The organism is Streptomyces sp. R28, assembly GCF_041052385.1.
Taxonomy (GTDB): domain Bacteria; phylum Actinomycetota; class Actinomycetes; order Streptomycetales; family Streptomycetaceae; genus Streptomyces.
This window is the reverse complement of the sequence record NZ_CP163439.1, coordinates 2,505,178-2,532,150: the sequence shown is the minus strand read 5'-3', so window position 1 is coordinate 2,532,150 and position 26,973 is coordinate 2,505,178. Positions and strand designations below refer to the sequence as shown.

Annotated in this window: 20 protein-coding genes; 6 read left to right on the top strand and 14 right to left on the bottom strand. The window is 72.4% G+C overall.

Features of this window, described 5'->3' with window-relative positions:
* The first annotated feature begins 14 nt into the window (after nt 1-14).
* Nucleotides 15-2,861: a tetratricopeptide repeat protein gene (locus AB5J49_RS11075; RefSeq protein WP_369168385.1), complete on the top strand. Its 2,847-nt coding sequence runs from the start codon at nt 15-17 to the stop codon at nt 2,859-2,861.
* Between the two features lie 3 nt (nt 2,862-2,864).
* Here the strand turns inward: AB5J49_RS11075 and AB5J49_RS11070 are convergent, their stop codons facing one another.
* On the bottom strand, nt 2,865-3,974 hold the full coding sequence (locus tag AB5J49_RS11070; protein ID WP_369175101.1) for an alanine--glyoxylate aminotransferase family protein: 1,110 nt from the start codon (nt 3,972-3,974) through the stop codon (nt 2,865-2,867).
* 217 nt (nt 3,975-4,191) lie between these two features.
* Here AB5J49_RS11070 and AB5J49_RS11065 point away from each other — a divergent pair, with 217 nt between their 5' ends.
* The 5 genes from AB5J49_RS11065 to AB5J49_RS11045 all read left to right on the top strand — a co-directional run bounded on the left by AB5J49_RS11065 (nt 4,192) and on the right by AB5J49_RS11045 (nt 8,931).
* Complete coding sequence (locus tag AB5J49_RS11065) at nt 4,192-5,043, top strand: transporter substrate-binding domain-containing protein (protein ID WP_369168384.1); 852 nt, start codon at nt 4,192-4,194, stop codon at nt 5,041-5,043.
* 4 nt (nt 5,044-5,047) lie between these two features.
* Complete coding sequence (locus AB5J49_RS11060) at nt 5,048-5,899, top strand: amino acid ABC transporter permease (protein WP_369168383.1); 852 nt, start codon at nt 5,048-5,050, stop codon at nt 5,897-5,899.
* On the top strand, nt 5,896-6,705 hold the full coding sequence (locus AB5J49_RS11055) for an amino acid ABC transporter ATP-binding protein (RefSeq protein WP_369168382.1): 810 nt from the start codon (nt 5,896-5,898) through the stop codon (nt 6,703-6,705). Before AB5J49_RS11060 ends, AB5J49_RS11055 begins: the two co-directional genes overlap by 4 nt.
* A gap of 35 nt (nt 6,706-6,740) precedes the next feature.
* The gene (locus AB5J49_RS11050) at nt 6,741-7,835 is read left to right on the top strand and encodes an amidohydrolase family protein (protein ID WP_369168381.1); all 1,095 of its coding nucleotides are present in this window, start codon (nt 6,741-6,743) and stop codon (nt 7,833-7,835) included.
* Nucleotides 7,836-8,001: 166 nt separating this feature from the next.
* Complete coding sequence (locus AB5J49_RS11045) at nt 8,002-8,931, top strand: SCO1860 family LAETG-anchored protein (protein WP_369168380.1); 930 nt, start codon at nt 8,002-8,004, stop codon at nt 8,929-8,931.
* A 380-nt stretch (nt 8,932-9,311) separates the two neighbouring features.
* Here AB5J49_RS11045 and cobC read toward each other — a convergent pair whose 3' ends face one another.
* The 13 genes from cobC to AB5J49_RS10980 all read right to left on the bottom strand — a co-directional run bounded on the left by cobC (nt 9,312) and on the right by AB5J49_RS10980 (nt 26,938).
* A complete protein-coding gene (gene cobC / locus AB5J49_RS11040) occupies nt 9,312-10,373 on the bottom strand; it encodes an Rv2231c family pyridoxal phosphate-dependent protein CobC (RefSeq protein ID WP_369168379.1) in 1,062 nt (353 codons plus the stop codon).
* Entirely contained in the window at nt 10,363-11,304 is a 942-nt protein-coding gene (locus tag AB5J49_RS11035; RefSeq protein WP_369168377.1) for a sirohydrochlorin chelatase, read from the bottom strand. Before AB5J49_RS11035 ends, cobC begins: the two co-directional genes overlap by 11 nt.
* Entirely contained in the window at nt 11,301-11,924 is a 624-nt protein-coding gene (locus AB5J49_RS11030; protein WP_369175100.1) for a precorrin-8X methylmutase, read from the bottom strand. The genes AB5J49_RS11035 and AB5J49_RS11030 overlap by 4 nt, the downstream gene beginning before the upstream one ends.
* Before the next feature lie 14 nt (nt 11,925-11,938).
* Nucleotides 11,939-13,642 (bottom strand): precorrin-3B C(17)-methyltransferase, encoded by a 1,704-nt coding sequence (gene cobJ, locus AB5J49_RS11025; RefSeq protein ID WP_369168376.1) that lies wholly within the window; start codon nt 13,640-13,642, stop codon nt 11,939-11,941.
* A complete protein-coding gene (gene cbiE, locus AB5J49_RS11020; RefSeq protein WP_369168375.1) occupies nt 13,639-14,898 on the bottom strand; it encodes a precorrin-6y C5,15-methyltransferase (decarboxylating) subunit CbiE in 1,260 nt (419 codons plus the stop codon). The genes cobJ and cbiE overlap by 4 nt, the downstream gene beginning before the upstream one ends.
* Nucleotides 14,895-15,713, bottom strand: a complete 819-nt coding sequence (gene cobM / locus AB5J49_RS11015; RefSeq protein ID WP_369168374.1) for a precorrin-4 C(11)-methyltransferase — start codon at nt 15,711-15,713, stop codon at nt 14,895-14,897. Before cobM ends, cbiE begins: the two co-directional genes overlap by 4 nt.
* 168 nt (nt 15,714-15,881) lie before the next feature.
* Complete coding sequence (gene cobI / locus AB5J49_RS11010; RefSeq protein ID WP_369168373.1) at nt 15,882-16,634, bottom strand: precorrin-2 C(20)-methyltransferase; 753 nt, start codon at nt 16,632-16,634, stop codon at nt 15,882-15,884.
* Nucleotides 16,631-18,220, bottom strand: coding sequence for a cobyrinate a,c-diamide synthase (locus AB5J49_RS11005; protein ID WP_369168372.1), 1,590 nt, complete (start codon nt 18,218-18,220; stop codon nt 16,631-16,633). The genes cobI and AB5J49_RS11005 overlap by 4 nt, the downstream gene beginning before the upstream one ends.
* A gap of 7 nt (nt 18,221-18,227) precedes the next feature.
* Nucleotides 18,228-18,827, bottom strand: coding sequence for a cob(I)yrinic acid a,c-diamide adenosyltransferase (gene cobO, locus AB5J49_RS11000; protein ID WP_369168371.1), 600 nt, complete (start codon nt 18,825-18,827; stop codon nt 18,228-18,230).
* Complete coding sequence (locus AB5J49_RS10995; protein WP_369168370.1) at nt 18,827-20,836, bottom strand: putative cobaltochelatase; 2,010 nt, start codon at nt 20,834-20,836, stop codon at nt 18,827-18,829. The genes cobO and AB5J49_RS10995 overlap by 1 nt, the downstream gene beginning before the upstream one ends.
* Nucleotides 20,833-24,489, bottom strand: coding sequence for a cobaltochelatase subunit CobN (gene cobN / locus AB5J49_RS10990; protein WP_369168369.1), 3,657 nt, complete (start codon nt 24,487-24,489; stop codon nt 20,833-20,835). Before cobN ends, AB5J49_RS10995 begins: the two co-directional genes overlap by 4 nt.
* A complete protein-coding gene (locus tag AB5J49_RS10985) occupies nt 24,486-25,997 on the bottom strand; it encodes a cobyric acid synthase (RefSeq protein WP_369168368.1) in 1,512 nt (503 codons plus the stop codon). Before AB5J49_RS10985 ends, cobN begins: the two co-directional genes overlap by 4 nt.
* On the bottom strand, nt 25,994-26,938 hold the full coding sequence (locus tag AB5J49_RS10980; protein WP_369168367.1) for a cobalamin biosynthesis protein: 945 nt from the start codon (nt 26,936-26,938) through the stop codon (nt 25,994-25,996). Before AB5J49_RS10980 ends, AB5J49_RS10985 begins: the two co-directional genes overlap by 4 nt.
* Between the last annotated feature and the right edge of the window lie 35 nt (nt 26,939-26,973).

Below are 26,973 nucleotides of genomic sequence, written 5' to 3'. Positions count from 1 at the left end.
ACACCGCCGGCCCGGTGGAGCTGACGGCCCTGGGGAACTGGCAACCGGTCGGCGACACCGACCTCCTCGGCCTAGGCGTGCACCGTGCCCGTGCCGGGGAAAGCGATGGATCGGCGCTGCCGCCCTACGTCCTGCGCGACGTGGACGGACAGGTGCGAGCCGCGCTGAGGACGGCGGCCCAGACCGGCGGGCTCGTGTTGCTCACCGGCGACTCGACCGCGGGCAAGAGCCGCACTGCCCTGGAGGCGGTCCGGGACGTGCTCCCCGGGCATCTCCTGCTCGCCCCGCCCTGGGGCGCCGATCTGCGACCGTTGGGCCGGGCGCCCGGCGAGCCCGGGTACGACCGGCATGTCCTGTGGCTCGATGATCTGGAACACCACCTCGGGTCCGCGGGCCTGGAGCCGTCCCTGCTGACGTCGATGATCAGGGCCCGGCTGGTGGTGTTGGCGACCCTGCGCGACGAGCGCTACGACACGCTGCGAAAAGTGGCCGACGGCGTCGCGGACGAGGGCGGTCCGAGCCGCATGGCGGCCGAGACCGGACTGCGGGTACTCAACATGGTGGAGCCCATCGTCGTGCGGCGGCTGTGGAGCGACACGGAGCTGGCCCGGGTGGCACGGATCGACGACAGCCGCCTGAACGAGGCACACGCGCGGCACGGCACGCACGGCATCGCCGAGTACCTGGCCGCCGGGCCGGAACTCCTCGGCGAGTGGCGCAGGGCAGAGCGAGCCACCGCCAGGGGCGGCCATCCGCGGGGTGCCGCACTCGTCGCGGCAGCGGTCGACCTGGCCCACATCGGCCTGATCGGCGACCTGCCGGAAGCCCTGCTGCGCGAAGTGCACGAGGGCCATCTCCGTGCCCTCGGCGGCACCGCGCTGCGCCCGGAGACCTACGAGGAGGCCCTCACCTGGGCTTCCCAGGTCCGTTACGGCGTCGCAAGCCTGCTGATGGAAGGCGAGCAGGAAGGGAGCAAGAGACCCTTCGACTACCTGGTGGACTCGGTCGCCCGCGAACTTGACGTCCCCGACCCGCCGGACTCGGTGTGGCTCACCGCGCTGAAGTACGCCGACGAGCGGACGCGTCCGCTCGTCGCTCAGACGGCGTCGTTCAGCGGCCGGTGGGCGATCGCCGAGCAGGCCTGGAGACCGCTGGCCGAGGCCCACGACGAGGTAGCGGTCATCAACTACACGTCCGCGCAACTGTTCCAGCGTTCGGATCCGCGCGAGGTCGAACCGCTGCTGCGTACGGTGGCCGAGGCCGGGCACCCGCTCGCCCAGGCCAACCTCGGCGCCGTCCTGAAGATGCGGGGCGCGGACGAGGAGGCCGAGAGATGGTGGCGAAAAGCAGCGCAGGCCAAAGAGCCCCTCGCCTCCTACAACCTCTACCTGCACTATCGCGGCACAGACGAGGAACAGGCCGAGACCTGGCTGCGGAGTGCGGCAGAGGGCGGCTACGTCAAGGCGATCACCACCTTGGGAACGCTCCTGCACTTGCGTGGGGACGAGGCCGAGGCGGAGCCGTGGTGGCGCCTGGGAGCCCTGGCGGGAGACCCCCAGGCCATGTATGTGCATGGGCATTCGCTCCGGCTGCGCGGGGACGACGATGCCGAGGTGTGGCTGCGCCGTGCCGCCGAGCGAGGCCATGACACGGCCGCGGAGATCCTGGGCCGTGCCGCCGACGAGCGCGACGATCTCGCGGAGGCCGAGAAATGGTGGCGGGTGGCCGCAGAGGCGGGAAACCCGGAGGCGGCCAACTCGCTGGGTGTGCTCCTCAGCACCCGGGGCAGCCGGGCCGAGGGCGCCCACTGGTATGCCAAGGGGGCCGAGGGCGGCCATGTGGTGGCCATGTTCAACCTCGCCGAATGGCTGTGGGGCGAGGGGGATGTCGAAGGGGCCATGGACTGGCATCGCCGAGCCGGTGAGGCCGGGAATCCCAGCTCCTTCAACAACCTGGGAATTCTGCTCCGCGGGGAGGGAGACCTCGCCGCCGCCGAGGCAGCGCTGCGCCGGGCCGCGGAAGCCGAGGACGTCTTCGGCTGCCTCAATCTGATCGACCTGCTGATCAGCGAGGGGCGTCCGGAAGACGCCCGACCGCTCCTTCTCGAACTGCTCAGTGCCCCCGAGGGCGCGGAAGAGACCATCAGGTTCGCCGAAGGGGTCCGGCAGGAAGGCAGGCCGATGGTGGCCCGGACCATCATGCGCTGGGCCGCCGAAGCCGGTCGTCTCGACGCCGCCCACAATCTGGGGGCGCTGTACTACATGGAAGGGATGCTCGAGGAAGCGGAACACTGGTGGCGGACCTCGGCATCCGCGTTCTCCGGGTCCGCCCACAACGTCGGCTGCCTGCTCGCGGCACGCGGCAACAGCAAGGAAGCGGCGGCCTGGTGGCGCAAGGCCGCCGAGGCGGGACACCGCAAGGCCGGCCTCCGACTCGCCGACTGGCTCATCGAATCCGGGGAGCCGGACGAAGCGGAGCAAAGGCTCCGTGACCTGGCCGACGAGTTCCCCGGAGTCGCCTTCGTGCTGGGGCTGCTCCTCTTCGACCAGCCCGGCGACCACGCGGAGGCCGACCACTGGTGGCAGCGGGCCGAGGAGCAGGGCGACGCGGACACCGCCTTCGCCTACGCCTCCTACCTCGCCGAACGCGGCGACGCGGAGAGGACGGAGCTCTGGTGCCGTAAGGCGGCCGAAGCCGGGCACCCGCGGGCAGCTCTCAACTTCGGTGTCCTGCTGGCCCAGCGCGGACAGTTGGCGGAAGCCGAGTCCTGGCTGGCCGAAGCCGTGCGCAGAGGTATCGACGAGGCGGCCGAACCCCTGACACGGGTAAGGGAGTTCCTGGCCGTACAGCGCGGTTCCTGAGCGCTACCGATCCTGCGCCCAGCCCGCGGAGACCGCCCGCCGAGCCCCCTCCGGATCCACGGCCACCCCGAACTCCGCGAGGGCCGTGCCCAGAGCGACGAGGCAGGACTCCACGAGGTCCTGGCGAGCATCCGGGCCGTAGTGGTTCACACGGATCATCTCCTCGGCCAGGGAGCCCCCACCCGCGGCCAGTGGCAGCGCAGAGCCCTCGCTCAGCGCCTTGGCCACCACCGACGACGCGTTCACCCCAGGCGGGGTCCGAAGCGTCGTAGCGACCGGAGCGGCCTCCCCGGCCTCGTATACATACGGCTCCAGCCCCCCACCCAGCGCCACCGCCCCGGCCCGAGTGGACAGCGCGGCGGCCCGGTGCCGGGACATCACCGCGTCCAGCCCGTCCCCCTCGATCCGCTCCACACACGCCTCCAGCGCCAGCATCTCCAGCTGTGCGGGCGCATGCAGCAGGGTCTTGCGCCCGCCGTCGAACCACCGCTCCTTCCAGTCCAGCAGCGACAGGTACGACCGTCGCGGCGCCGCCGGGTTCGCCGCCATCCGCGCCCAGGCCCGCTCGCTCACCGACACCGCCGACACCCCAGCCGGCCCGCCCATCGCCTTCTGCGCCCCGATGACGCACAGGTCGACGCCCCACGCGTCCGGCAGCACCGGCTCGGCCCCGATCGAGGCCACCGCGTCCAGGTAGAACAGCGCCCCGTGCGCCCGCACGGCCTCGCCGATCTCGGCGACGGGATTGGTGTTGCCGGTCGCCGCCTCCGCGTGCACCAGGGACACGAAGTCGATCTCCGGGTGCTCGGCGAAGGCCTCCCGGATCTGGTCCGCCGTGACCGCCGTGTGGAAGGGCACCGCCAGATCGATCACGCTCGCGCCGCAGTCACGCAGCCAGTTCCCGAAGGTCTGCCCGTACGGGCCGGTGATCACGTTCAGCGCGGTGGTGCCGGGCCCGGCCGTCCCCCGGATCGCCCCCTCCAGCGGCAGCAGCGCCTCGCCCTGCATGATCACGACGTCCTGCTCGGTCCCGAGCAGCCGCGCCACCCGGTCCTCGATGGCGGCGAATCGGGCGGCGCTCAGCGGGGCCAGGTCCAGGAAGGGGTGGGTCACGGCGGGGCTCACTTCGCTCTCTTCGCTCCGGGATCGACGGAGACGAGCGTAAACCGGGCGGTGACCGGGCATGGAGCGGGCGCCCCACTCCCTTTCCCGCACCTCCTCCCGCACCCGACTTCTTAGGTCGAACGGCCCCTTAACCATCGGTTTGGTTTGAGGATCTCAAACTTCTCCTTATAATCGGAACCCACAGTTCCCTGACAGGAGGCCCCCCGTGAAGACGACCCTCGGGCGCCGGACCCGCATGCTGGCCGCCACCACCGCGACGGCCGGGCTGGTGCTCGTGGCCGGCTGCTCCTCCGACGACGACGGCGGCAGCGGTACGAAGACGGCGGCCGGCGGTGTCGAAGTCGTCAAGGCGGGCCGGCTCACCACCTGCACCCACCTGCCGTACCCGCCCTTCCAGTCGGAGATCGACGGCAAGGTGCAGGGCTTCGACGTCTCCCTCATCGACCTGGTCGCGGACGACCTCGGCGTGCAGCAGGCGATCGTCGACCAGCCCTTCGAGAACTTCAAGACCGGTGGGTCCCTCAACGCCGGCCAGTGCGACCTCGCCGCCGCCGGCATGACCATCACCGAGGAGCGCAAGAAGAACGTCGACTTCTCGGACCCGTACTTCGAGGCCACCCAGGCCGTCCTGGTCGACAAGAAGAGCGGTATCTCCTCCTTCGCGGACCTCAAGGGCAAGAAGGTCGGCGCCCAGGCGCAGACGACCGGCGAGGACTACGCCAAGAGCAAGGGCCTGGACCCCGTCTCCTTCGAGTCCTCCGACGCCGTCATCAACGGCCTGCGCACCGGCCAGGTCGAGGCGGTCGTCATCGACTACCCGGTCGTCCAGGGCTGGCTCAAGGACAAGGCCAACGCGGACGCCTTCGAGGTCGCCGAGCAGATCAACACCGGTGAGCAGTACGGTTTCACGGTGAAGAAGGGCAACACCAAGCTCCGCGAGGCCATCAACAAGGCGATCAAGGACGCGAAGGCCGACGGCACGTACAAGAAGCTGTACGAGAAGTGGATCGGCCCGTACGACCAGTCCGCCGCCTCCGCCTCGCCCGCGGCGTCCTGACCCCATGACCGACACCACCGGCAACGACGTACGACCCCAGCCGAAGCAGCCGAAGAAAAAGGGCCTGACCCGGCGTCAGAAGCGCAGTCTCTCGCGCGGCATCCAGTACGTCGTCTTCGTCGCGGCCGTGATCGCCTTCGCGGTCGCGGCCGACTGGGACCGGCTTGCGAACCAGTTCGCGCAAGAGGACATCGCCCGGCAGATGTTCCCGGACGTCATCACGCTGGCGCTGAAGAACACCGTGCTGTACACCGTGTCCGGCTTCGCCGTCGGACTGGTCCTCGGCATGGTGATCGCGCTGATGCGGCTGTCGTCCGTGGGGCCGTACCGCTGGCTCGCCGGCGTGTACATCGAGATCTTCCGCGGCCTGCCCGCCCTGCTGATCTTCATCTTCATCGGGGTCGCCGTACCGCTGGCCTTCCCGGGCACGGAGATCCCCGGCGGCACGTACGGCAAGGTGGCCCTCGCGCTCGGCCTGGTGGCCGCCGCGTACATGGCGGAGACGATCCGCGCGGGCATCCAAGCGGTGCCCAAGGGGCAGATGGAGGCGGCGCGTTCGCTCGGCTTCTCGCCCGCCCGCGCCATGATCTCGATCATCATCCCGCAGGCCTTCCGGATCATCCTCCCGCCGCTGACCAACGAACTCGTCCTGCTGTTCAAGGACTCCTCGCTGGTGCTGTTCCTCGGTGTGACGCTGGAGGAGCGCGAACTGTCCAAGTTCGGCCGTGACCTGGCCAGCCAGACCGCCAACTCCACGCCGATCCTGGTCGCGGGCCTGTGCTATCTGCTGGTCACGATCCCGCTCGGCTTCGTCGTACGCCGCATGGAGGCGAAGGCCCAGGAGGCCGTGAAGTGACAGAGAAGACCCCCCGCTCCCGAGCGGAGATCGAAGTCCGTGGCCTGCACAAGTCGTTCGGGGACAACGAGGTGCTGCGCGGCATCGACCTGGAGATCGGCCAGGGCGAGGTCGTGTGCGTCATCGGCCCGTCCGGCTCCGGCAAGTCGACGCTGCTGCGCTGTGTGAACCTGCTCGAAGAGCCCACCAAGGGGCAGGTCTTCGTCGGCGGCACCGAGCTCACCGACCCGGACGTCGACATCGACGCCGTACGCCGCCGTATCGGCATGGTCTTCCAGCAGTTCAACCTGTTCCCGCACCTCACGGTGACCGAGAACCTCAGCCTGCCGCAGCGCCGGGTCCTCAGGCGCGACAAGGCGACGGCCGCGAAGGTCGCCGCCGAGAACCTGGAGCGGGTCGGCCTGTCGGAGAAGGCGACGGCGTACCCGTCCTCCCTCTCCGGCGGCCAGCAGCAGCGCGTCGCCATCGCCCGCGCCCTCGCCATGGGCCCCGAGGTGATGCTGTTCGACGAGCCGACCTCCGCGCTGGACCCCGAGCTGGTCGGTGACGTCCTCGCCGTCATGCGCATGCTCGCCGACGAGGGCATGACGATGATGGTCGTCACCCACGAGATGACCTTCGCCCGCGAGGTCGCCGACCGGGTCGTGTTCATGGACGGCGGAGTGATCGTCGAGGACGGCACCCCCGACCAGGTCATCGGCGACCCCCAGCACGAACGCACCCGCCACTTCCTCTCCCGCCTCCTCGACCCGGCGATGGCCGAGGTGGAGGAGGAGACCTCGGACCAGGTGGGCAAGGGCGACTAGCCGGTCACCAGGGCCCGGTCATTAAGGTGCAGTACATGAGCGATCGCGCGGGTGTGCTGCACGTGAAGGGCCGGGTCCTCGTCGGACCCGAGGACGTCCGGGACGAGCTGTGGGTCGTCGACGGCCGGATCTCGTACGACCGCCCCGTCGGCGCCCGCGACGTCCGCACCGTCGAGGGCTGGGCCCTGCCCGGCCTCGTCGACGCGCACTGCCATGTGGGCCTCGGCGCGCACGGCCCGGTCGACGAGGGCACCGCGGAGAAGCAGGCGCTGACCGACCGCGACGCGGGCACCCTGCTGATCCGCGACGCCGGCTCGCCCTCGGACACCCGCTGGGTCGACGACCGCGAGGACCTGCCGAAGATCATCAGGGCCGGCCGGCACATCGCCCGCACCCGCCGCTACATCCGCGGCTACGCGCACGAGATCGAACCGGAGGACCTGGTCGCCTACGTCGCCCGGGAGGCCCGGCGCGGCGACGGCTGGGTCAAGCTGGTCGGCGACTGGATCGACCGCGACCTCGGGGACCTCGCGCCCACCTGGCCCCGGGAGGCGGTCGAGGCCGGCATCGCGGAGGCCCACCGCCTGGGCGCGCGCGTGACGGCGCACTGCTTCGCCGAGGACTCCCTGCGCGACCTGGTCGAGTCGGGCATCGACTGCATCGAACACGCCACGGGCCTCACCGAGGACCTGATCCCGCTCTTCGCCTCACGCGGCGTGGCGATCGTGCCGACCCTGGTCAACATCGCGACCTTCCCGAAGCTGGCCGACGGCGGCGAGTCCAGGTTCCCCCGCTGGTCGGCCCATATGCGCCGGCTCCACGAACGCCGCTACGACACGGTCCGCTCCGCCTACGACGCCGGTATCCCGGTTTTCGTGGGCACGGACGCGGGCGGCACCCTGCCCCACGGCCTGGTGGCCGCCGAGGTGGCGGAGCTGGTCACCGCCGGCATCCCCGCGGTCGAGGCCCTCGCGGCGACGACCTGGTCGGCCAGGGCGTGGCTCGGCCGTCCCGGCCTGGAGGAGGGCGCGGCGGCGGACCTGGTCGTGTACGAGTCCGACCCGCGGGCCGACGTACGGGTGCTGGCGGCGCCCCGGCGGATCGTCCTGAGCGGGAAGATCGTGGGCTGAGTCGGCTGTTGTGACTGTGACTGTGGAGAACGTGCGTGCCATGGGGTTCGAAAATCTGCACGGGAAACACACGTAGGGGTGAACTCCCGGCAGGATGCTGACCGGGCATCCCGCATACGCGATTCTTGGCAGGTCCCGAGCAAGTCTCCCCTGAGGGGTCCCCACCTTGAACGGCAAGAACCTCCGCCTGCCCGCACGCCGTCTCGCCACCGTCGCGACGGCCACCGCCCTGGCCGCCGGTCCCGCGGTCCTGGCCGCGGGACCCGCCCACGCGACCGGTGACGAGGGCCGCGCGAGCGCCGTCGTGCTGCGCACCGGGCTCGACGTCTCCCTGCTCAACAAGACCGTGAACGTCCCGCTCACGGTCTCCCTGAACGAGGTGCAGGCGCCACAGAGCGCCGAAAAGTCCACGCTGACGGCCCAGTTGAACGGCGTGGACGGCGGAAAGCCGTTCAGCGTGCTGAGCGCGGAGGTCGCCTCGTCGAAGGCGACGGTCGCCGGCGGCAAGGCCGAGGGGTACACCAACCTCGCCCACGCCAAGGTCCACGTCCCCGGCCTGCCGCTGCTCTCCCTCATCGAGGTCGGGCAGGTCACCTCCAAGGCGACCTGCGAGGCCGGGAAGACGCCGACCGCCTCGTCCAACCTGCTGGGCGACGTCACCGTGCTGGGCAAGAAGGTCACGCTGACCGCGGGCGGGACCACGAAGGTCGAGGTGCCGGGCGTGGGCGACGTGCGCCTGGACTACTCCAAGACGGAGACCGCATCGCGTACGGCCGCCGCCACCGCTCTCGAACTCAAGGTCTCCGTCAACCCGTTGAAGCTGAACGTGGCCGACGTCCAGGGCACCCTGACCCTGGCCGAGGCGACCTGCGAGACGCCGGACGCGCCCGCGCAGGAAGCCGACCCGAGCACCGGCCCCAGTGCCGCCCCGGGCACCGGTTCGGCCGGCGACGTCAAGCCCCAGGGTGAGTCCGCCGAGGACGGCCTCGCCGAGACCGGCGGCAGCTCCATGACGCCGTACATCGCGGGCGGCGCGGTCGCTCTGCTCCTCGCGGGTGGGGGAGCGGTGGCGCTGGCGCGGCGCGGCAGGAGCTGAGCGGGCGTTGAGGCGACCTGGCGACGCTCGCTCGTCAGGTCGCTTCCCCCGGAGCGGCCAGCGTTGCCGCCACCGGTTGCCTGGGCGAACTGGCACTGACCGAGGGCCGAAAGGCCGCCGCGGAGCACGGCTTTCGCGGGCTGGCGGACAGCTGTGAAGCGCTGTACCGGGCAGCCCCCGTCGACAGCGACCGCCGGGGGCAAGCTGACCTCCGCGGTGGGCGTCGCCCGTCCCGAGAGGTCGGCGTTCTGGTCGAAGGAGGCGGCTGTGGCGTGGCACGGGGCGCGCTCGGCATGGCTGTTGGCCGAAGACACGGACTGCTAGCTGCAATGGTCGTACACACAGCGGCTTTCGTCCTGTCGCCGGAAGGAACGCGGGCCTCAGCGGTTGGCCTGCGTCATCGCCCCCTCAAGCGCCCCCAGGAACCGGCTGACCGTCCCCCGGTCCCGCACCGCCAGCCGCAGCCACTCCTCGCCCAGCCCGGGGAACGTGTCCCCGCGCCGTACCGCGAACCCGAGCTCGCGCAGGTGCTCCCGTACCGCTGCCGCCCTCGGCAGGCGGACGAGGACGAAGGGCCCCTCGGCGGGCTCGACGACCCGGAGTCCGGCCGGGGCGAACTCGGCGAGCCCCGCGATGAGATGGGCCCGGTCGGCGGCGATGCGGTGGGCCGCGTGGGCCGCCTCCGCCAGGGCCGGGGACGACATACAGGCCTCGGCGGCGGCGAGTGCGGGCGTGGAGACCGGCCACAGGGGCTGGGCGCGCTCCAGGTCGGCGATGGTCTCCGGGGCGGCGAGGACGTAGCCGATGCGCAGGCCGGCCAGGCCCCAGGTCTTCGTCAGGCTGCGCAGCACCACCAGGCCCGGTATGTCCGTGCGGCTCGCCAGCGCCTCCCGCTCACCCGGCACCGCGTCCATGAACGCCTCGTCCACCACCAACGTCCGCCCGGGGCGGACGAGTTCGGCGAGGGACGCGGCCGGGTGGAGCACCGAGGTCGGGTTGGTGGGGTTGCCGACGACCACCAGGTCGGCGTCCTCGGGGACGGCCGCCGGGTCGAGACGGAAGCCGTCCTCCTCCCGCAGCAGCACCCGGTCGACCGTGTGCCCCGCGTCCCGCAGGGCCGCCTCGGGCTCCGTGAACTGCGGGTGCACGACGACCGGCCGGCGCACCTTCAGGGCGCGGGCGAGGAGCACGAATGCCTCCGCCGCCCCCGCCGTGAGCAGCACGCGTTCCGTCGGGAGTCCGTGCCGCGCCGCCACCGCCGCCCGCGCGGCCCGCCCGTCCGGGTAGGCGGCGAGGGAGCCCAGGGACCCGGCGATCCGTTCGCGCAGCCATGCGGGGGGCGTGTCCGCGCGGACGTTCACGGCGAGGTCGACAAGCGCCGAGCCGTCGTCGCGGACCTCGGCGTCGCCGTGGTGACGTAGGTCGTGCGCCTCAGTGGGCATGGGAGTGGGCGCCATGGTGGTGGCCGTGGTCGTGATGACCGTGCCCGTGGTGGTGGTCGTCGTCGTCCGGGTGGAAGTGCGGCTGCTGGGGCATGCCGACCTTGTCCTCGAAGCCGGGCAGCGCGATGCGGTACACGCACGAGTCGCAGTTCATCCGCAGGTCGCCCTTCAGGGCCTCCTCGTACCGCTCCATCACCAGGTCGAGGAGTTCCGGCTCCGGGCCGATGACGTCCGCCGAGCGCACCTCGACCTCCGGGTGCGCGGCCGCCCAGCCCTCCGTCTGCTGCCGCACGCGGTCCGGCAGGATGCCGGTGAAGAGGAAGTAGGGCAGGACGACGATCCTCCGCGCGCCCAGCTTCACGCAGCGGTCCAGGCCGCTCGGCACGTCCGGCGCCGCGAGCGACACGAACGCCGTCTCCACGCCCGCGTAGCCGCGCCCCTCCCACAGCAGCCGCGCCGCCTTGTGCACCTCGGCGTTGGCGTCCGGGTCGGTCGACCCGCGCCCGACCAGCAGCACGGTCACATCGGCCCGGTCCCCGGGCGCGCGGCCCTCGGCGCCGAGCGCCTCGTCCAGCCGCCGCTCCAGGACGGACAGCAGCGACGGGTGCGGGCCGAGGGGGCGGCCGTAGGTGTACGAGATCCCGGGGTGCCGCTCCTTCTCGCGGGCCAGCGCGGCCGGGATGTCGCCCTTGGCGTGCCCGGCGGACACCAGCATCAGCGGCACGGCGGCGAACCGCCGTACGCCGCGTTCGACCAGCTCGGTCACGGCCTCGCCCAGCGGTGGCGGGGACAGCTCGATGAAGCCGCCCGCGACGGGCAGCTCGGGGTGGCGGGCCCCCAGCTCCCGGACGAAGTCGCGGAACGCCTCGGCTCCGGCATCGTCCCGGGTGCCATGACCGGCGATGAGCAGGGCGGGCGGCGGGGTGGTCACGATTTCTCCTCGGTCTTGTGAGACTCGTTCTTCTGAGGCTCGGTCTTCTGTGTAAGGGGGTGGTACAGCAGGGCGTTGAGCGCGGCGGAGGCGACCGCCGAACCGCCCTTCTCGGACACGTTGCTCACGGCGGGCAGCCCGCTCTCGCGCAACGCGGCCTTGGACTCGACCGCGCCGACGAAGCCGACGGGCAGGCCGATGACGAGGGCCGGGGCGGCGTCCAGGGTCAGCAGCTCCTCCAGTGCGGTCGGCGCGTTGCCGATCACCCAGAGGGCGCCAGGGCCGACCTGCTCGTACGCGAGCCGTATCGCGTGCGCCGAACGGGTCAGTCCCGGACCGGACTTGGCGTCCCTGAGCCGGCAGACGGTCTCGCGCCGGGTGATCCCGGCCGCGACCATCTCCACGTCCGTGACGACGGGCGCGCCGGAGTGCAGTGCCAGGTGGGCCTTCTCCAGGTCGCCCTCGTCCATGACGAGATCGGTGGCGTAGTCGAGATCCGCGGCGGAGTGGATGACCCTCTCCACCACCGCCCGGGTCAGCGGCGGGAAGTGCGAGGTGTCCAGGCGGGCGCGCAGCCGCCGGTAGGACTCCACCTCGATCGGATGAACCACACGATCCACGTGATCCACACGGTTCACTTGGCGCCCTCCTGCGATGCCTGCCAGCGGTAGCCGCGCGGCGTCACCATGCGCCCCGCGATGTCCCGGGTCGCGGTGTTGCCCACGGTCACGACCGTCATCATGTCGACCGTCGCCGGGTCGAGGGCACCCAGTGTCGTGAGCCGACCGGACTCGTCCGGCCGCGACGCGTTCCGTACGACACCGACCGGCGTGGTCGGCTTCCGGTGCTCGGCGAGGATCGCGAGGGCCTTGGGCAGCTGCCAGTCGCGGCCCCGGGAGCGGGGGTTGTAGAAGGTGACCACGATGTCCGCCTCGGCCGCGGCCCGCACCCGCCGCTCGATGACCTCCCACGGGGTGTGCAGGTCGGAGAGGCTGATCGACACGTGGTCGTGTCCGAGCGGTGCACCGAGGATCGCGGCCGCCGCGAGGGCGGCGGTGACGCCCGGCACCCCGATCACCTCGATGTCGTCGGAGGCCTCGGCGAGCGCGGGGGAGGCCATGGCGTACACGCCCGCGTCCCCGCTGCCGATCAGCGCGACCGCCTGCCCCTTGCGGGCCTCCTCGACCGCCGTCCGGGCCCGCTCCTCCTCGGCGCCGAGCCCCGACTCCAGGACCCGCGTGCCGGGCCGCAGCAGATCGCGGATCTGGTCGACGTACTGGTCGAGCCCGACGAGCACGGAGGCGCGCCGCAGCTCCGTCTTCGCGCGCGGCGTCAGCAGATCACGGGCACCGGGCCCGAGCCCGACGACCGCGAGCCGCCCGCGTCCGGGCCGCCGTACGACGGCACAGGTCGCCATCGCCGGCTGCCCGTCGGCGCGCTGCGACTTCCGCTTGGGTACGAGGAGTTCGCCGCCGCGCACCAGGGCGGCGGCCTCGGCGACGGAGGGGGTGCCCACCGCGGCGAGGGGCGCGGCGGAGGGGTTGGGGACCTCGACGGCGGCCAGTTCCTCGGCGGAGTGGGTGACGAGGGGGACGCCGAGGCGTTCGGCGGCCTCGACGATGCCGGGTTCGTCGGCCTTGGCGTCGACGGTGGCGAGTTCGGCGAGGGACGCGGCGGAGAGGCCGGCGTCGCCGAGCGCGCTCTCGATCAGCCCGAGCACCTCGTCGGCGGGGGCGCCCCTGGAGGCACCGACGCCGACGACGAGGGACGGCGGGCGCAGGACGACCTCGCGCTCGGCGGCGCTCTCGACGAGCCGATCCGTCAGACGGATGGTCCAGGAACCCTCGGTGGCGACCGGGAGCGGCGGCAGCGGCCACGCCAACTCGGTCTTCAGCGCCACCGGCTCACCGTCGAGCAGGGCCCGCGAAACCGCGGCGACATCGCCCTCCACCGGGAACCCGAGCGTGTCCAGACCGGGCACCCCCACGGCATCGGTCGCCGTCGTCACCACGGGCACGGCCCCCAGCAACTCGCCCACCTCCAGGGTCAGTTCATTGGCACCGCCCCCGTGCCCGCCGACCAGCGACACGGCGAACCGCCCGCCCTCGTCGACGCACACCACACCAGGGTCGGACGCCTTGTCACCCAGCAGCGGGGCGATCAGCCGTACGACCGCGCCCGTCGCGAGAAAGCACACGAGCTGCTCGCACTCCGCGAACGCCCGCCGTACGGCGTCCCCGACGGGCCCGTCGTACACGCGCACACGCTCCGGCCACGCGGCGACCAGCCGGTCCCGCGCCGCCGCCCCCGCCGCGGTGGCGGAAATGAGGCCGATCACTGGGCAACTCCTTCTTCAGTACGAACCGGAGGCCGGACGCCCCACAGCAGGAACACGGGGTTGGTCGCCGCCAGCCGGGTCACGTCCCCCGGCAGCGGCGCCAGCCGGGACGACTGCAACAGCACCCCGGCGCAGTCGAACCCGGCACTCTTCAGCGCCTCGCGGGCCGCCGGCACACGGTCCAGCGCCGCCATCGCGACCACGACCGCCCGCCGCGCCCGCCGCGCGCACGCGGTGACGATGGCGGGCAGCTCCCGCCCCCCGCCCCCGATGAACACGGCGTCCGGATCGTCGAGATCGGACAGCACGGTGGGTGCCGCCCCGTGCACGACGTGGACGTCGACGCCGTGCGCGGCGGCGTTGGCGCGGATCCGCGCGATGCCGTCCGGGGTCTTCTCGACCGCGGTGACGGCGGCACCGAACCGCGCGCACTCCACGGCCACGGACCCGGAGCCCGCGCCGACGTCCCAGACGAGGTCGCCGAGGCGCGGCCCGAGCCGGGCCAGGGCGAGCGCCCGTACCTCGGACTTGGTGATCATGGAGTCGCGGTGCGTGAACTCGCCCTCGTCCAGGGCCCATGCGGCGGGAGCGGAGGCCGCCCCGGCGACCGTACGCACGCCACCCGGCGCCCGCGTCTCGTCCAGGCAGAGCACGACACTCACCGCCGCACCCCAGTCCCGCCGCGCGGCCTCGCCGGGGGAGAGCCGTTCCACTCGCTCGCGGGCCGGGTCGCCCAGCGCGGACGCGACGACCAGGACCCGCCCGGGGGCGGTACGGGCGAGCGCCGCGCCCAACTCGGCGGGCCCGGCGCCCGGTCCGGTCAGCACGGCCACCTTCGGATGCGCCCGGCAGACGTTGACGGCCGTGCGCGGCTCCCGCCCGTGCGCGCTGACGACGACCGCGTCGTCCCAGGTCAGCCCGAGCCGCGCGAAGGCGGCGGCGACGGAGGACACACCGGCCCGCACATCGAGCCGCTCCGCCCCGAACCGCTCGGCCAGCACTCGCACGATCCCGAAGAACCCGGGGTCACCGGAGGCCAGCACGACCACCCGCCGGTCCTTCGCGACGTACTCCGCGATGGTGTCGAGGGCAGGAGCCAGCGCCCCGAGCACGACCCGCTCCACGCCGTCGGCCAGTCGTACGGCGTCCAGATGCCGCCGCCCGCCGACCACCAGCTCGGCCCCGGCGAGGACGTCTTCCGGGAGCGGTGCCCCCGTCCCCGTACCGACGACCGTGACCGGCCGCTCGGGGATCACGTGCTCGCCCCTCGCTCGCGCAGCGCCCGGCGTGCCTGAGGGTCGGCCTTCCGGTACCCGTGGAAGTGACCGGGGTGGTAGAGGTGCGAGCGTGTGCCCTGCGCGTCGAGGGCCGGGCCGACCAGGAACAGGGTGTGCTTCCAGAGCTTGTGCTCCTTGACGGTCTCCTCCAGCGTCCCGATCGTGCACTTCACGACGAGTTCCTCCGGCCAGGTCGCCTGGTAGGCGACGACGACCGGAGTGGACGTCGGATACCCGCCCTCCAGCAGCTCCCGCACGAGCTGCCCGCTACGGGCGGCCGACAGGAAGATCGCCATGGTGGTCCCGTGCTTGGCGAACTCCCGCACCTCCTCGCCGGGCGGCATCGGCGTCTTGCCGCCACCGAGCCGGGTGAGGACGACGGACTGCGCGACCTCGGGGATGGTCAGCTCCCGCTGGGCGAGCGCGGCCACGGCGGAGAAGGCCGAGACCCCGGGCACGATCTCGGTCTCGACGCCGATCCCGGCACACCGGTCGAGCTGCTCCTGCGTACCGCCCCAGAGGGCGGGGTCACCGGAGTGAATACGCGCGACCTTGAGCCCGGCCTCACGGGCCCGCTCGTACACGGCGACGACGTCCTCCAGGGACATGGTGGCCGAGTCGAGGATCTCGGCGTCCTCGCGCGCGTGCTGGAGGACCTCCGCCTGCACCAGGCTGGCCGCCCAGATCACGACGTCGGCCTCGGCGATGGCACGCGCGGCACGGAACGTCAGCAGATCGGCGGCGCCGGGGCCGGCACCGACGAAGGTCACCTTGCCGGTGGGGGCTTCGGCCATGGGAAGGGTCCTCTCCTACGGGTCTTACGAGTGCTACGAGTTGCTGCGGGGCTGCGGGGCTGCGGGGCTGCGGATGCTACGAGTGCTGCGGGCGTTGCGGCGGCTGCTGCGGTTGCTACGAGTCCTGCGAGTGCCGTGCGTTGTGGTGCCGCGGGGTGGGCGAGGGGCTCACAGCTTGCCGCCCCGCACGCCGTCGCGCCGGGCGGGTGCGATGAGCGTCGAGAGGTAGGGGAGGGGAGTCTCGTCGAGGTCGGCGGCGGGCCGGATCGACTCCTCCGACAGCCCCAGCGCCGACCCCCACACCGCGTTCTCGATCCGCCCGGTCTCCCGCAGCGCCTCGGCGACCTCCGCGGCCTGCCGCCCGAACTTGTAGGCGACGACGGTCCCGGGCCCGGCGAGTGCCTCCTTGAGCACCGTCGCCCCCGCCGTGACGGGCACGAGCGTGAGCGGCTCCGTCCCCTCGGTGAGCACGGCTCCCGAACGGGCGGCGAGGTCCTGCATGGCGGTGATGCCGGGGACGGTCTCGACGACGGTGCCGGGCACCGTCTCGCAGATGGTCTGGGCGAGATAGGTGAAGGTGGAGTAGACGTTGGGGTCACCGATGGTGGCGAAGGCGACGGTGGAATGGCCGCGCAGCAGCTCGGCCACCCGCTCGCCCGCCGCATCCCAGGCCGCCTCGCGCCGGGCCCGGTCGGTCCGCTCGTTGAGCGCGAACACGACCCGCACGACCTTCTCCTCGGGCACGTAGTGCAGCACCGTCGCCTCGGCCCGCCCCCGCTCGCCGCCGTCCTTTCCGTCAACTCCAGCCATCACCGGTACGACGACGACATCGGCGGCGCGCAGAGCGTTGACGCCCTTCACGGTCACCAGCTCCGGGTCGCCGGGACCGACCCCGACTCCGATCAACCTGCTGCTGCTCATGACGTCCGGCACCTCTCCACGAACCGATGGGCGACACCGGGCTGCGAGGCCCAGTGCGTGTGCAGATAACTCGCGTGCACGCCCTGCTGTACGAAACCTTCGACCCGCGGTCGAGGGGCGCGTACCCCCCAGGCGGGCGCCGTCCCCGAGCCGGGCTCGACGACGGTCCGATGAAACTCGTGCCCCCGCATCCGCGTCCCCGCGACGGCGAGCACACTGTCGCTGACGGCGACGGCGTCCCGATACCCGAGGGTGAGCCGCTCGCTCATCCGGGCACCGGCGTCGAGCACCCCGCACATGGGCTGCCCGTCCAGCTCCCGACAGAGGTAGAGCAGCCCGGCACACTCGGCGGCGACGGGAGCGCCGGCCTCTGCGAGGGCGGCGACGGCCTTGCGGAGGGGCTCGTTGGCGGACAGCTCGGCGGCGTATACCTCGGGAAACCCGCCCCCGATGACCAGGCCACGGGTGCCGTCGGGGAGTTGCTCGTCACGGAGCGGGTCGACGGGGACGACTTCGGCGCCGGAGGCGGCGAGAAGTTCGGCGTGTTCGGCGTACGAGAAGGTGAAGGCGGGACCACCGGCGACGGCGACTCTCACAGGCCGGTCGGCATTCTTCAGCCCGTCCGGCGCTTGAGGACGAGGGGCGGAGCTTGTCGACGCCGGACCGCACTCTCCAGCCTGTCCGGCGCTTGAGGACGAGGCCCGTTCAGGGCCGAAGCGGGGGTCTGGGGGCGCAGCCCCCAGCGGGGTCGAAGGGACGGAGCCCCTGGAGGACGGGACGGGTAGGGGCGGCGGGGGCGAAGAGGCCAAGACCTCAGCCGCATCCCAAGCCGCACAAGACAACGCCCCCGCCCCCCGCGCCAGCCCCAGCAACGCCTCCAAGTCACACCCGGCATCAACCTGCGCCGCCATCGCCGCAACGGCCTCCACAGCGGCGGCCCGCCGCTCGGCGACCGGCACCAGCCCCAGATGCCGCGAGGGCGTATCCACCTGGGCGACCCGCCGCAGCACCCCCATCACAGGCACCCCGGCCGCGTCCAACGCCTCCCGCAGCAGCTCCTCATGCCGATCCGAGGCGACCTTGTTCAGGATCACGCCCCCGACCCGCACCTCCGGATCCCACGACGCGAACCCGTGCACCAGCGCCGCGACGGACCGCGACTGCGACGACGCGTCGACGACGAGCACCACCGGCGCCCGCAGCAACTTCGCCACATGCGCGGTGGACGCCAGCTCACCCTCCCCGGCGGCCCCGTCGTACATCCCCATGACGCCCTCGACGACGGCGATGTCGCACCCCCGCGCCCCATGCAGGAACAACGGCCCGATCAACTCCGGCCCGCACAGATACGCGTCGAGGTTGCGCCCCACCCGTCCGGTGGCGAGCGTGTGATACCCGGGATCGATGTAGTCCGGCCCCACCTTGTGCGGAGACACAGCAAGCCCGCGCGCGGTGAGCGCGGCCATCAACCCCGTGGCGACGGTGGTCTTGCCACTGCCGGAGGCCGGCGCGGCGATGACCAGCCGAGGGACGGACGAGGAGGAGGACGAGGACGAGGACGGCGGCGAGGGCGAGGACGGGGACATCACGCGATCACCACTCGATGCCTCTCTGGCCCTTCTGACCCACGTCCATGGGGTGCTTCACCTTGGACATGTCGGTCACGAGGTCGGCGAACTCGACGAGCTTCTCGGGCGCGTTCCGCCCGGTGATGACCACGTGCTGGTTCCCGGGGCGATTCCGCAGCACATCGACGACCTCGTCGGTGTCCACCCACCCCCAGTGCATCGGGTAGGCGAACTCGTCCAGCACGTACAGCTTGTACGTCTCGGCGGCCAGGTCCCGCTTGACCTGCTCCCAGCCCTCCCGGGCCTTGTCCTCGTTGTCCATCTGGTCGTCACGCTGCACCCACGACCAGCCCTCGCCCATCTTGTGCCAGTCGACGGACCCGCCCTCACCACTGGCACCGAGCACCCGCAGCGCGTTCTCCTCGCCGACCTTCCACTTGGCCGACTTGACGAACTGGAACACCCCGATGGGCCACCCCTGGTTCCAGGCCCGCAGGGCAAGCCCGAACGCGGCGGTCGACTTGCCCTTGCCGATGCCCGTGTGCACGACGACCAGCGGCCGATTACGGCGCTGGCGGGTCGTCAGGCCATCGTCTGGCACCACACTCGGCTGTCCCTGCGGCATTACGCGGCCCTCCTCTTCGACCCACCCTGTACATCCCTGACCAGCCCGGCGATCGACTCGGCCCGCAACTCGTCCAGCGTCACGGCCGTACCGCCCAGCTCACCCGCGAGCTGCCCCGCGAGCCCCAGCCGTACGGGCCCCGACTCGCAGTCGACCACCACGGACGCGACGCCCTGCGCCGCGAACAACCGAGCCGCCCGCCCCGCGAGCGCGACCGGCTCGGGGCCACCCGTGGCCCGCCCGTCGGTGACCACCACGACGAGCGCCCGCCGGGCCGGATCCCTGAGCCGCTCCACCCGCAGCACCTCATGGGCCTTGAGCAGCCCGGCCGCAAGCGGGGTACGCCCACCGGTGGGCAGCGTCTCCAGCCGAGCCGCGGCCGCATCCACCGACGACGTGGGCGGCAGCGCGACATCGGCGGCCGACCCGCGAAACGTCACGAGCCCCACCTTGTCCCGTCGCTGGTACGCATCCAGCAGCAGCGACAGCACGGCGCCCTTCACCGCGCTCATCCGCTGCCGCGCCGCCATCGACCCCGAGGCGTCGACGACGAACAGCACGAGATTCCCTTCGCGCCCTTCCCGAACCGCCTGCCGCAGATCGTCCCGCCGCACCACGAGCCCCGGCCCGGACCGGCCCCGAGCCCGCTGATGCGGCGCTGCCGCCTGCACGGTGGCCGCCAAGTGCAGTTTGGTCAGGGCCCCTCGGGGACGCCGAGCCCCCGTGGTCCGCCCATGCTCCGTCCGCGCCCGCGAACGCCGCCCGGCGGCACCCTCGCCGAGGCCGGGCACGCTGAGGACCTTGGTACGGAAGGGTTCGGAGGCCCGTACGGCGGACTGCTCGCCCGAACCGGCCTCGGAAGGCTGCGGCTCCCCGCCCTCGCCGGCTTCGGGCCGCGCGCCGGAAGCACCGTCGTCGGTCTGCGGTCCCTCGGACGGCGGCTGCCCGCCGCCCCCGCCGGGCCCGTCGGGGTCGGGATCCTCGTCGCCCTCGCCCTCACCGGAGAACTCCTCCAGCGTCTGGTCGAGCTTGTCCTCGTCCAGCCCGGGCGCGTCAAAGGGATTGCGCCGGCGCCGGTGCGGCAGCGCGAGCAGCGCCGCCTGTCGCACATCCTCGGCGAGCACATCGGTCCGCCCGGCCCAGGCGGCCAGCGCGGTGGCCGTGCGGGCCATCACGATGTCGGCGCGCATCCCGTCCACCTCGAAGGCGGCACAGGTCGCCGCGATCTGCCGCAGCGCCCTGTCGCCCAGGCGCACCGACGGCAGCAGCTCTCGCGCCGCCACGATCCGCGCCCGTACGGCGGCCTCCTCGTCCGCCCACCGCGCGGCGAAGCCGGCCGGATCGTCGTCGTAGGCGAGCCGCCGCCGTACGACCTCCACCCGCTGATCAGGCTCGCGTGAGGCCGCGACCTCGACGGTCAGCCCGAACCGGTCGAGCAGCTGCGGTCGCAGCTCGCCCTCTTCGGGGTTCATGGTGCCGACGAGCAGGAAGCGGGCGGCGTGCCGGACGGAGACGCCCTCGCGTTCGACGTACGACGCGCCCATCGCCGCCGCGTCCAGCAGCAGGTCGACGAGGTGGTCGTGGAGGAGGTTGACCTCGTCGACGTAGAGGATCCCGCGGTGGGCGTCCGCGAGCAGGCCCGGCTCGAAGGCCTTCACGCCCTCGGCGAGGGCCCGCTCGATGTCCAGGGCGCCGACCAGCCGGTCCTCGGAGGCGCCGACGGGGAGTTCGACCATACGGGCGGGGCGCTCGCTGCCCGCCCCGGCCTCGTGCGGCCCGTCCGGGCACGCGGGGTCGGGAGTGGCGGGGTCGCACGAGAAACGGCACCCGGCGACCACCGGTACCTCGGGCATCAGCGCCGAAAGCGCCCGCACCGCCGTCGACTTGGCGGTGCCCTTCTCGCCGCGCACCAGCACCCCGCCGACCGCCGGTGACACGGCGTTCAGCAGCAGCGCGAGCCGCAGGTCGTCCTGGCCGACAACGGCCGTAAAGGGGAAGGGGGTGGTCACTTCTCGTCGCCCTCCAAGTCGCCTTCCAGCTCCAGGTACGTGGCCCGCAGCCGCTCCAGCGTGTCGGCGTCCGGTTCGGCCCACAGCCCGCGGTCGGCGGCCTCGAGGAGCCGCTCGGTGATGCCGCGCAGCGCCCACGGGTTGGACTTCTTCATGAAGTCCTGGTTCTCGGCGTCGAAGACGTACTCGGCCGACAGCTTCTCGTACATCCAGTCGTCGACGACCCCGGCCGTGGCGTCGTACCCGAAGAGGTAGTCCACGGTCGCCGCCATCTCGAAGGCGCCCTTGTAGCCGTGCCGGCGCATGGCCGCCATCCAGCGCGGGTTGACCACGCGGGCGCGGAAGACGCGGTGGGTCTCCTCGCCCAGCGTGCGGGTCTTCACCTGGTCGGGAGTGGCCGAATCACCCACGTACGCCTCGGGGTTGGCGCCGGTCAGGTGCCGCACCATGGCGACCATGCCGCCGTGGTACTGGAAGTAGTCGTCGGCGTCGACGAGGTCGTGCTCGCGGGTGTCGACGTTCTTCGCGGCGACGTTGATCCGCTTGAACGCGGTCTCCATGTCCCCGCGCGCCGCCCGCCCGTCGAGCCCGCGGCCGTAGGCGTAGCCGCCCCAGACGGCGTACACCTCGGCCAGGTCGGCGTCCGAACGCCAGTTGCGGGCGTCGATCAGCGGCAGCAGACCGGCGCCGTACGCGCCCGGCTTGGAGCCGAAGACACGGGCCGTCGCGCGCCGCCGGTCGCCGTGCTCGGCGGTGTCCTCGTCGGCGTGGGCGCGGACGTAGTTGCTGTCGGCCGGCTCGTCCAGCTCGGCCACCGTCCGCACCGCGTCGTCGATCAGCCCGACGACGTGCGGGAAGGCGTCCCGGAAGAAGCCGGAGATGCGCACCGTGACGTCGATGCGCGGCCGCCCGAGCTCCGCCAGGCCGACGACCTCGAAGCCGGTCACCCGGCGCGAGGCGTCGTCCCACACCGGACGGCAGCCCAGCAGTGCGAGGATCTCGGCGATGTCGTCGCCCTGGGTGCGCATCGCGGACGTCCCCCAGACCGTCAGGCCGACGGACTTCGGGTACTCGCCGGTGTCCTGCAGGTAGCGGGCGACCAGCGAGTCGGCGAGCGACTGGCCGACCTCCCAACTCAGCCTGGAGGGGATGGCCTTGGGGTCGACGGAGTAGAAGTTGCGGCCGGTCGGCAGCACGTTCACGAGCCCGCGCGTCGGCGAACCCGACGGACCGGCCGGGACGTAACCGCCGTCGAGGGCCTTGAGGATGTGGCCGATCTCGTCGGTGGTCCGCGCCAGGCGGGGCACGACCTCGTTGCAGGCGAACTCCACCACGGCGACGGCGTCGGGGAGTTCGGTGCCGACGACGGCACGCACCAGAGGACGGCTCTGTGCGAGCGCCCAGTCGTGCTCCTCCATCCCCTCCGCGATCCGCCGGCACAGCTGCTCCAGCAGGTCGATCGCGTCGGCGGCCGTACGCGAGGGGCCGTCGACGAGGTCGGACAGCTCCACCGGCACCTTCACCGGCGCACCCGGCTCGGACAGCAGCTCCTTCTCGTCGAGCCCGAAATGAGCGGCCAGCGAAGCCCGCAGCCCCGGCAGGGCGTTGGCCTGCCCGCCCCACACCTGCGAGGCGCGCAGCACGGCGAGTACGAGGTTGACGCGCGGTTCACCGACCGGGCCGCCGCCGAGGATGTGCAGCCCGTCGCGGATCTGCACGTCCTTGATCTCGCACAGATAGCCGTCGATGTGCATGACGAACTCGTCGAAGGTCTCGTCGTCCGGCTGCTCGTCGACATGCAGGTCGTGGTGGAGCTCGGCCGCCTTGACCAGCGTCCAGATCTGCGCCCGGACCGCGGGCGCCTTCGTCGGGTCCAGGTCGGAGACGAGCGCGTACTCGTCGAGGAGCTGCTCCAGCTTGGCCAGGTCGCCGTAGGTGTCCGCGCGGGCCATCGGCGGCACGAGGTGGTCGACGACGGTGGCGTGACCGCGGCGCTTGGCCTGGGTGCCCTCGCCGGGGTCGTTGACGATGAACGGGTAGATCAGGGGCAGATCACCGAGCACGGCGTCCGGCGCACAACCCCCGCTGAGCCCGAGTCCCTTGCCCGGCAGCCACTCCATCGTGCCGTGCTTGCCCATGTGGACGATGGCGTCGGCGCCGAAGCTGTTCTCGAGCCACCGGTAGGCCGCCATGTAGTGGTGGGACGGCGGCATGTCCGGGTCGTGGTAGATCGCGATCGGGTTCTCGCCGAAGCCGCGCGGCGGCTGGATCATCACGACGACGTTCCCGAACTGGAGCGAGGCGAGGACGATGTCGTCCCCGTCGACGTACAGCGAACCCGGCGGCTCACCCCACGCCTCCAGCATGGCGTCGCGCAGCTCGGGGTCGAGCTTGTCGAACCAGGCCCGGTAGTCGGCCAGCGGCACGCGCGCGGGAGCGGACGCCAACTGTTCCTCGGTGAGCCACTCGACGTCGTGCCCGCCCGCGTTGATGAGGCGGTGGATCAACTCGTCGCCGCCCGCGGGGTACTCGGTGAGGCCGTACCCGGCGCCCCTGAGGGCGTCCAGCACCCGCACGGCCGAGGCGGGCGTGTCGAGGCCGACCGCGTTGCCGACGCGCGAGTGCTTGGTCGGGTAGGCGGTGAAGACGAGCGCGAGCTTCTTGTCCGCGTTCGGCTTGTGCTTCAACCGCGCGTGCCGTACGGCGATCCCGGCGACGCGCGCCGCCCGCTCCGGGTCGGCGACGTACACGGGCACGTCGTCGGGGCCCTGCTCCTTGAAGGAGAAGGGGACGGTGATGAGGCGGCCGTCGAACTCGGGGATCGCGACCTGCATCGCCGCGTCCATGGGGGAGAGGGCGGCGTCGGACTCGTCCCAGGCGGCCCGGGACGAGGTGAGGCAGAGACCTTGCAGCACGGGGACGTCGAGCTCGGCCAGCCGGCCGATGTCCCAGGCCTCCTCGTCGCCGCCCGCCGACGCCTGCGAGGCGTGTGTGCCGCCCGCCGCGAGGACGGTGGCGACCAGGGCGTCGGCCTGGCCGAGGATCTCGTACAGTTCCGCGTCCGCACCGCGCAGCGAACCGCAGTACACGGGGAGGGCGTTGGCGCCCTGCGCCTCGACGGCGTCGCACAGGGTGTCCACGAAGGCGGTGTTGCCGCTCAGCTCATGGGCCCGGTAGAAGAGCACGCCCACGGTCGGACGGCCCTCGACGAGGGGACGCTCGCCGTGGACGCCGTACTCCGGCATCTTCTGCGGCTCGACGAACCCCTCGCCCGTCAGCAGCACGGTGTCGGAGAGGAACCGCGCGAGCTCGGTGAGGTTGGCGGGCCCGCCCTCGACGAGATACCTCAGCGCCTCGGCCACGACACCGGCGGGCACCGACGACTCGGCCATCAACTCGGCGTCGGGAACGGCCTCGCCGCCCAGCAGCACGGTAGGGACACCGGACGCCTTCAGCCTGGCGAGCCCGTCCTCCCAGGCCCGCTTGCCGCCCAGCAGGCGTACGACGGCGATGTCCGCGCCGTCGAGCAGCGCGGGCAGCTCGCTCTCGACGTCCACGCGGGTCGGGTTGCCGATCCGGTAGTCGGCACCGGAGGCGGCGCGGGCCGCCAGCAGATCCGTGTCGGCGGTCGACAACAACAACACAGTGCTCATGCGGGCGCTCCCGGTGGAATGAAAGGCAGTCCTTGCGGCGCGCCCGACTCGATGAGCCGCCAGAGCGCGTCCGTGTCCGCGTGCTGTTCGATCAGGTCGCCGAGCCGGTCGAGCTGCTCCTCGCGCAGCGCGGCGAACGACGTGTCGGCGGCCGGCACGAAGCGGCGGCCCGCGGCGGCCGCCACCTCCCGCAGAAAGGCCCGCCGGAAACCGTCCGACTCCAGCGAGCCGTGCCAGTGCGTGCCCCAGGTCTGACCGACCCGGCAGCCGTCGAGGAAGGGATCCCCTCCGTCGATGTCGGCGACCCCGTGATGGATCTCGTACCCCTCGACGGACTCGCCGAGGGCTTCCCCCACCGGCCTGGTGAGGGTCTTCTCCCGGGCGAACCGCACCCGCACGGGCAGGACTCCGAGCCCGTCGACGTGCCCGCGCCGGCTCTCGACCTCGTCCTCGATGTGCTCGCCGAGGATCTGGAAGCCGCCGCAGATCCCGAGGACGGGCCTTCCCGAAGCGGCCCTTCGCAGGAGGGCCTCCGCAAGTCCCCGCTCCCGCAGCCACTCCAGGGCCTTCACGGTCCCCCGAGTCCCCGGAATGACGACGAGATCGGCGTCGGCCAGCTCCTCCGGCCGGTCCACGAACCGCACCACGACACCCGGCTCGGCGGCGAGGGCGTCGACATCGGTGAAGTTGGACATGAGCGGGACGGCACAGACGGCGACACGCAACACGTCCTCGCCGACGGGGGCGGAGACCTGGGACTCCCGAACCGCTCCCCGCAGGGAGACCGCCATCCCGTCCTCCTCGTCGATGCCGAGCCCGTGACGGAAGGGCAGCACGCCGTACGTCCGCCGCCCGGTGAGGCCGTGCAGCATGTCGAGCCCGGGTTCGAGCAGCGAGACGTCCCCCCGGAACTTGTTGACCAGGAACCCGGCGACGAACTCCTGATCCTCGGGAGAGAGCAGCGCGACCGTCCCGAAGAACGAGGCGAAGACCCCGCCGCGGTCGATGTCACCGACGACGAGCACGGGAAGCCGCGCGCCCCGCGCGATCCCCATGTTCACGATGTCCGTCCGCCGCAGATTGATCTCGGCGGGAGAACCGGCCCCCTCACAGATCACCGCGTCATACGTGCCCCGCAACTCGGCAAGACAGTCGAGCACCGTCCCGAGGAGTTTCTGCTGCCGCCCGCCGTGATACCCACGGGCACTCATCTCCCCGACCGGCTTGCCCATGAGCACGACCTGGCTGCTCTGCTCGCCACCGGGCTTGAGCAGCACGGGGTTCATCAGCGCGGTGGGCTCGACCCGACAGGCCTGCGCCTGCATGGCCTGCGCCCGCCCGATCTCGGCCCCCTCCCGCGTCACGAACGAATTGAGGGACATGTTCTGCGCCTTGAAGGGCGCGACCTTGACCCCCTGCCGCACCAGCCACCGGCAGATCCCGGCGGTGACGACGCTCTTGCCGGCGTCGGAAGTGGTACCGGCGACCAGAAGCCCACCGCCCGTCATGACGCACGCCCCTTCACGATGCGGCGCCCGGCGACACTGACGCCGAGCGCAAGCCAACTGACGCGTTGTGAGAGCCGTACGGCACGCTCGATGTCGCGCGTGACGACGGCGCGCCCGGCGCCGCCGTTGAGCACGGGCCGGTGCTCGACCCGCCCCCCGTACGACAGGGTCCCGCCCAGCCGCACCCCGAGGGCGCCGGCGAACGACGCCTCGACCGGGCCCGCGTTGGGACTGGGATGGCTGGCGGCGTCGGCACGCCAGGCCCGCACGGCCCCCCGCGGATCGCCCCCGGCGACAGCGGCGAGCACGGCGGTCAGCCGCGCTCCCGGCCAACCGGCGACATCGTCGAGCCGGGCCGAAGCCCACCCGTACCGCCGATACCGGGCCGACTTGTGCCCCACCATGGCGTCAAGGGTGTTGACGGCCCGAAACCCGACGAGCCCCGGCACACCACCGACGGCCCCCCACACGAGAGCCCCCACGACGGCGTCGGAGGTGTTCTCGGCAACGGACTCCACGACGGCCCGGGCGATCCCGTCCGCGTCCAGCGCCTGCGGATCCCGGCCGCACAGACGCGGCAGCCGCTCCCGGGCCCCTTCGACGTCCCCCGCCTCCAGAGCCCGCCCGATGCCCCGCGCCTCGCGCGCGAGCGAGGTCCCGCCGACAACGGCCCAGGTGGCGGCGGCGGTCAGCGCGACGGAGGCGGCAGGGGACGTACGGACGACACGAGCGGCGAGCGCCCCGACCGCGGCGGCGCCCCCGGCGCACACGGCGGTGTGCACCGCACCCCACGCGCGGTGGTCGCGCCACAACACCCGTTCCACGGCAGCGGCAGCCCGCCCGAACGCGGCGACCGGATGCCCCCGGCGAGGGTCGCCGAGCAGCAGATCACCGACAAGTCCGGCGGCGGCGCCGTACGCGAAGACGCGATCGGCACGCATCGGGGTCAGCCGGCCGCTGGGTCAGACGCGGGTCT

Bases quoted from the DNA above. Each gene is read 5' to 3' on its own strand.
- AB5J49_RS11060 (WP_369168383.1), top strand. From the start codon at position 5,048: ATGACCGACACCACCGGCAACGACGTACGACCCCAGCCGAAGCAGCCG.
- AB5J49_RS11050 (WP_369168381.1), top strand. From the start codon at position 6,741: ATGAGCGATCGCGCGGGTGTGCTGCACGTGAAGGGCCGGGTCCTCGTC.
- cobC (WP_369168379.1), bottom strand. From the start codon at position 10,373: ATGCCCACTGAGGCGCACGACCTACGTCACCACGGCGACGCCGAGGTC.
- cobM (WP_369168374.1), bottom strand. From the start codon at position 15,713: ATGGCCGAAGCCCCCACCGGCAAGGTGACCTTCGTCGGTGCCGGCCCC.
- cobI (WP_369168373.1), bottom strand. From the start codon at position 16,634: ATGAGCAGCAGCAGGTTGATCGGAGTCGGGGTCGGTCCCGGCGACCCG.
- AB5J49_RS11005 (WP_369168372.1), bottom strand. From the start codon at position 18,220: ATGTCCCCGTCCTCGCCCTCGCCGCCGTCCTCGTCCTCGTCCTCCTCC.
- cobO (WP_369168371.1), bottom strand. From the start codon at position 18,827: ATGCCGCAGGGACAGCCGAGTGTGGTGCCAGACGATGGCCTGACGACC.
- cobN (WP_369168369.1), bottom strand. From the start codon at position 24,489: ATGAGCACTGTGTTGTTGTTGTCGACCGCCGACACGGATCTGCTGGCG.
- AB5J49_RS10985 (WP_369168368.1), bottom strand. From the start codon at position 25,997: ATGACGGGCGGTGGGCTTCTGGTCGCCGGTACCACTTCCGACGCCGGC.
- AB5J49_RS10980 (WP_369168367.1), bottom strand. From the start codon at position 26,938: ATGCGTGCCGATCGCGTCTTCGCGTACGGCGCCGCCGCCGGACTTGTC.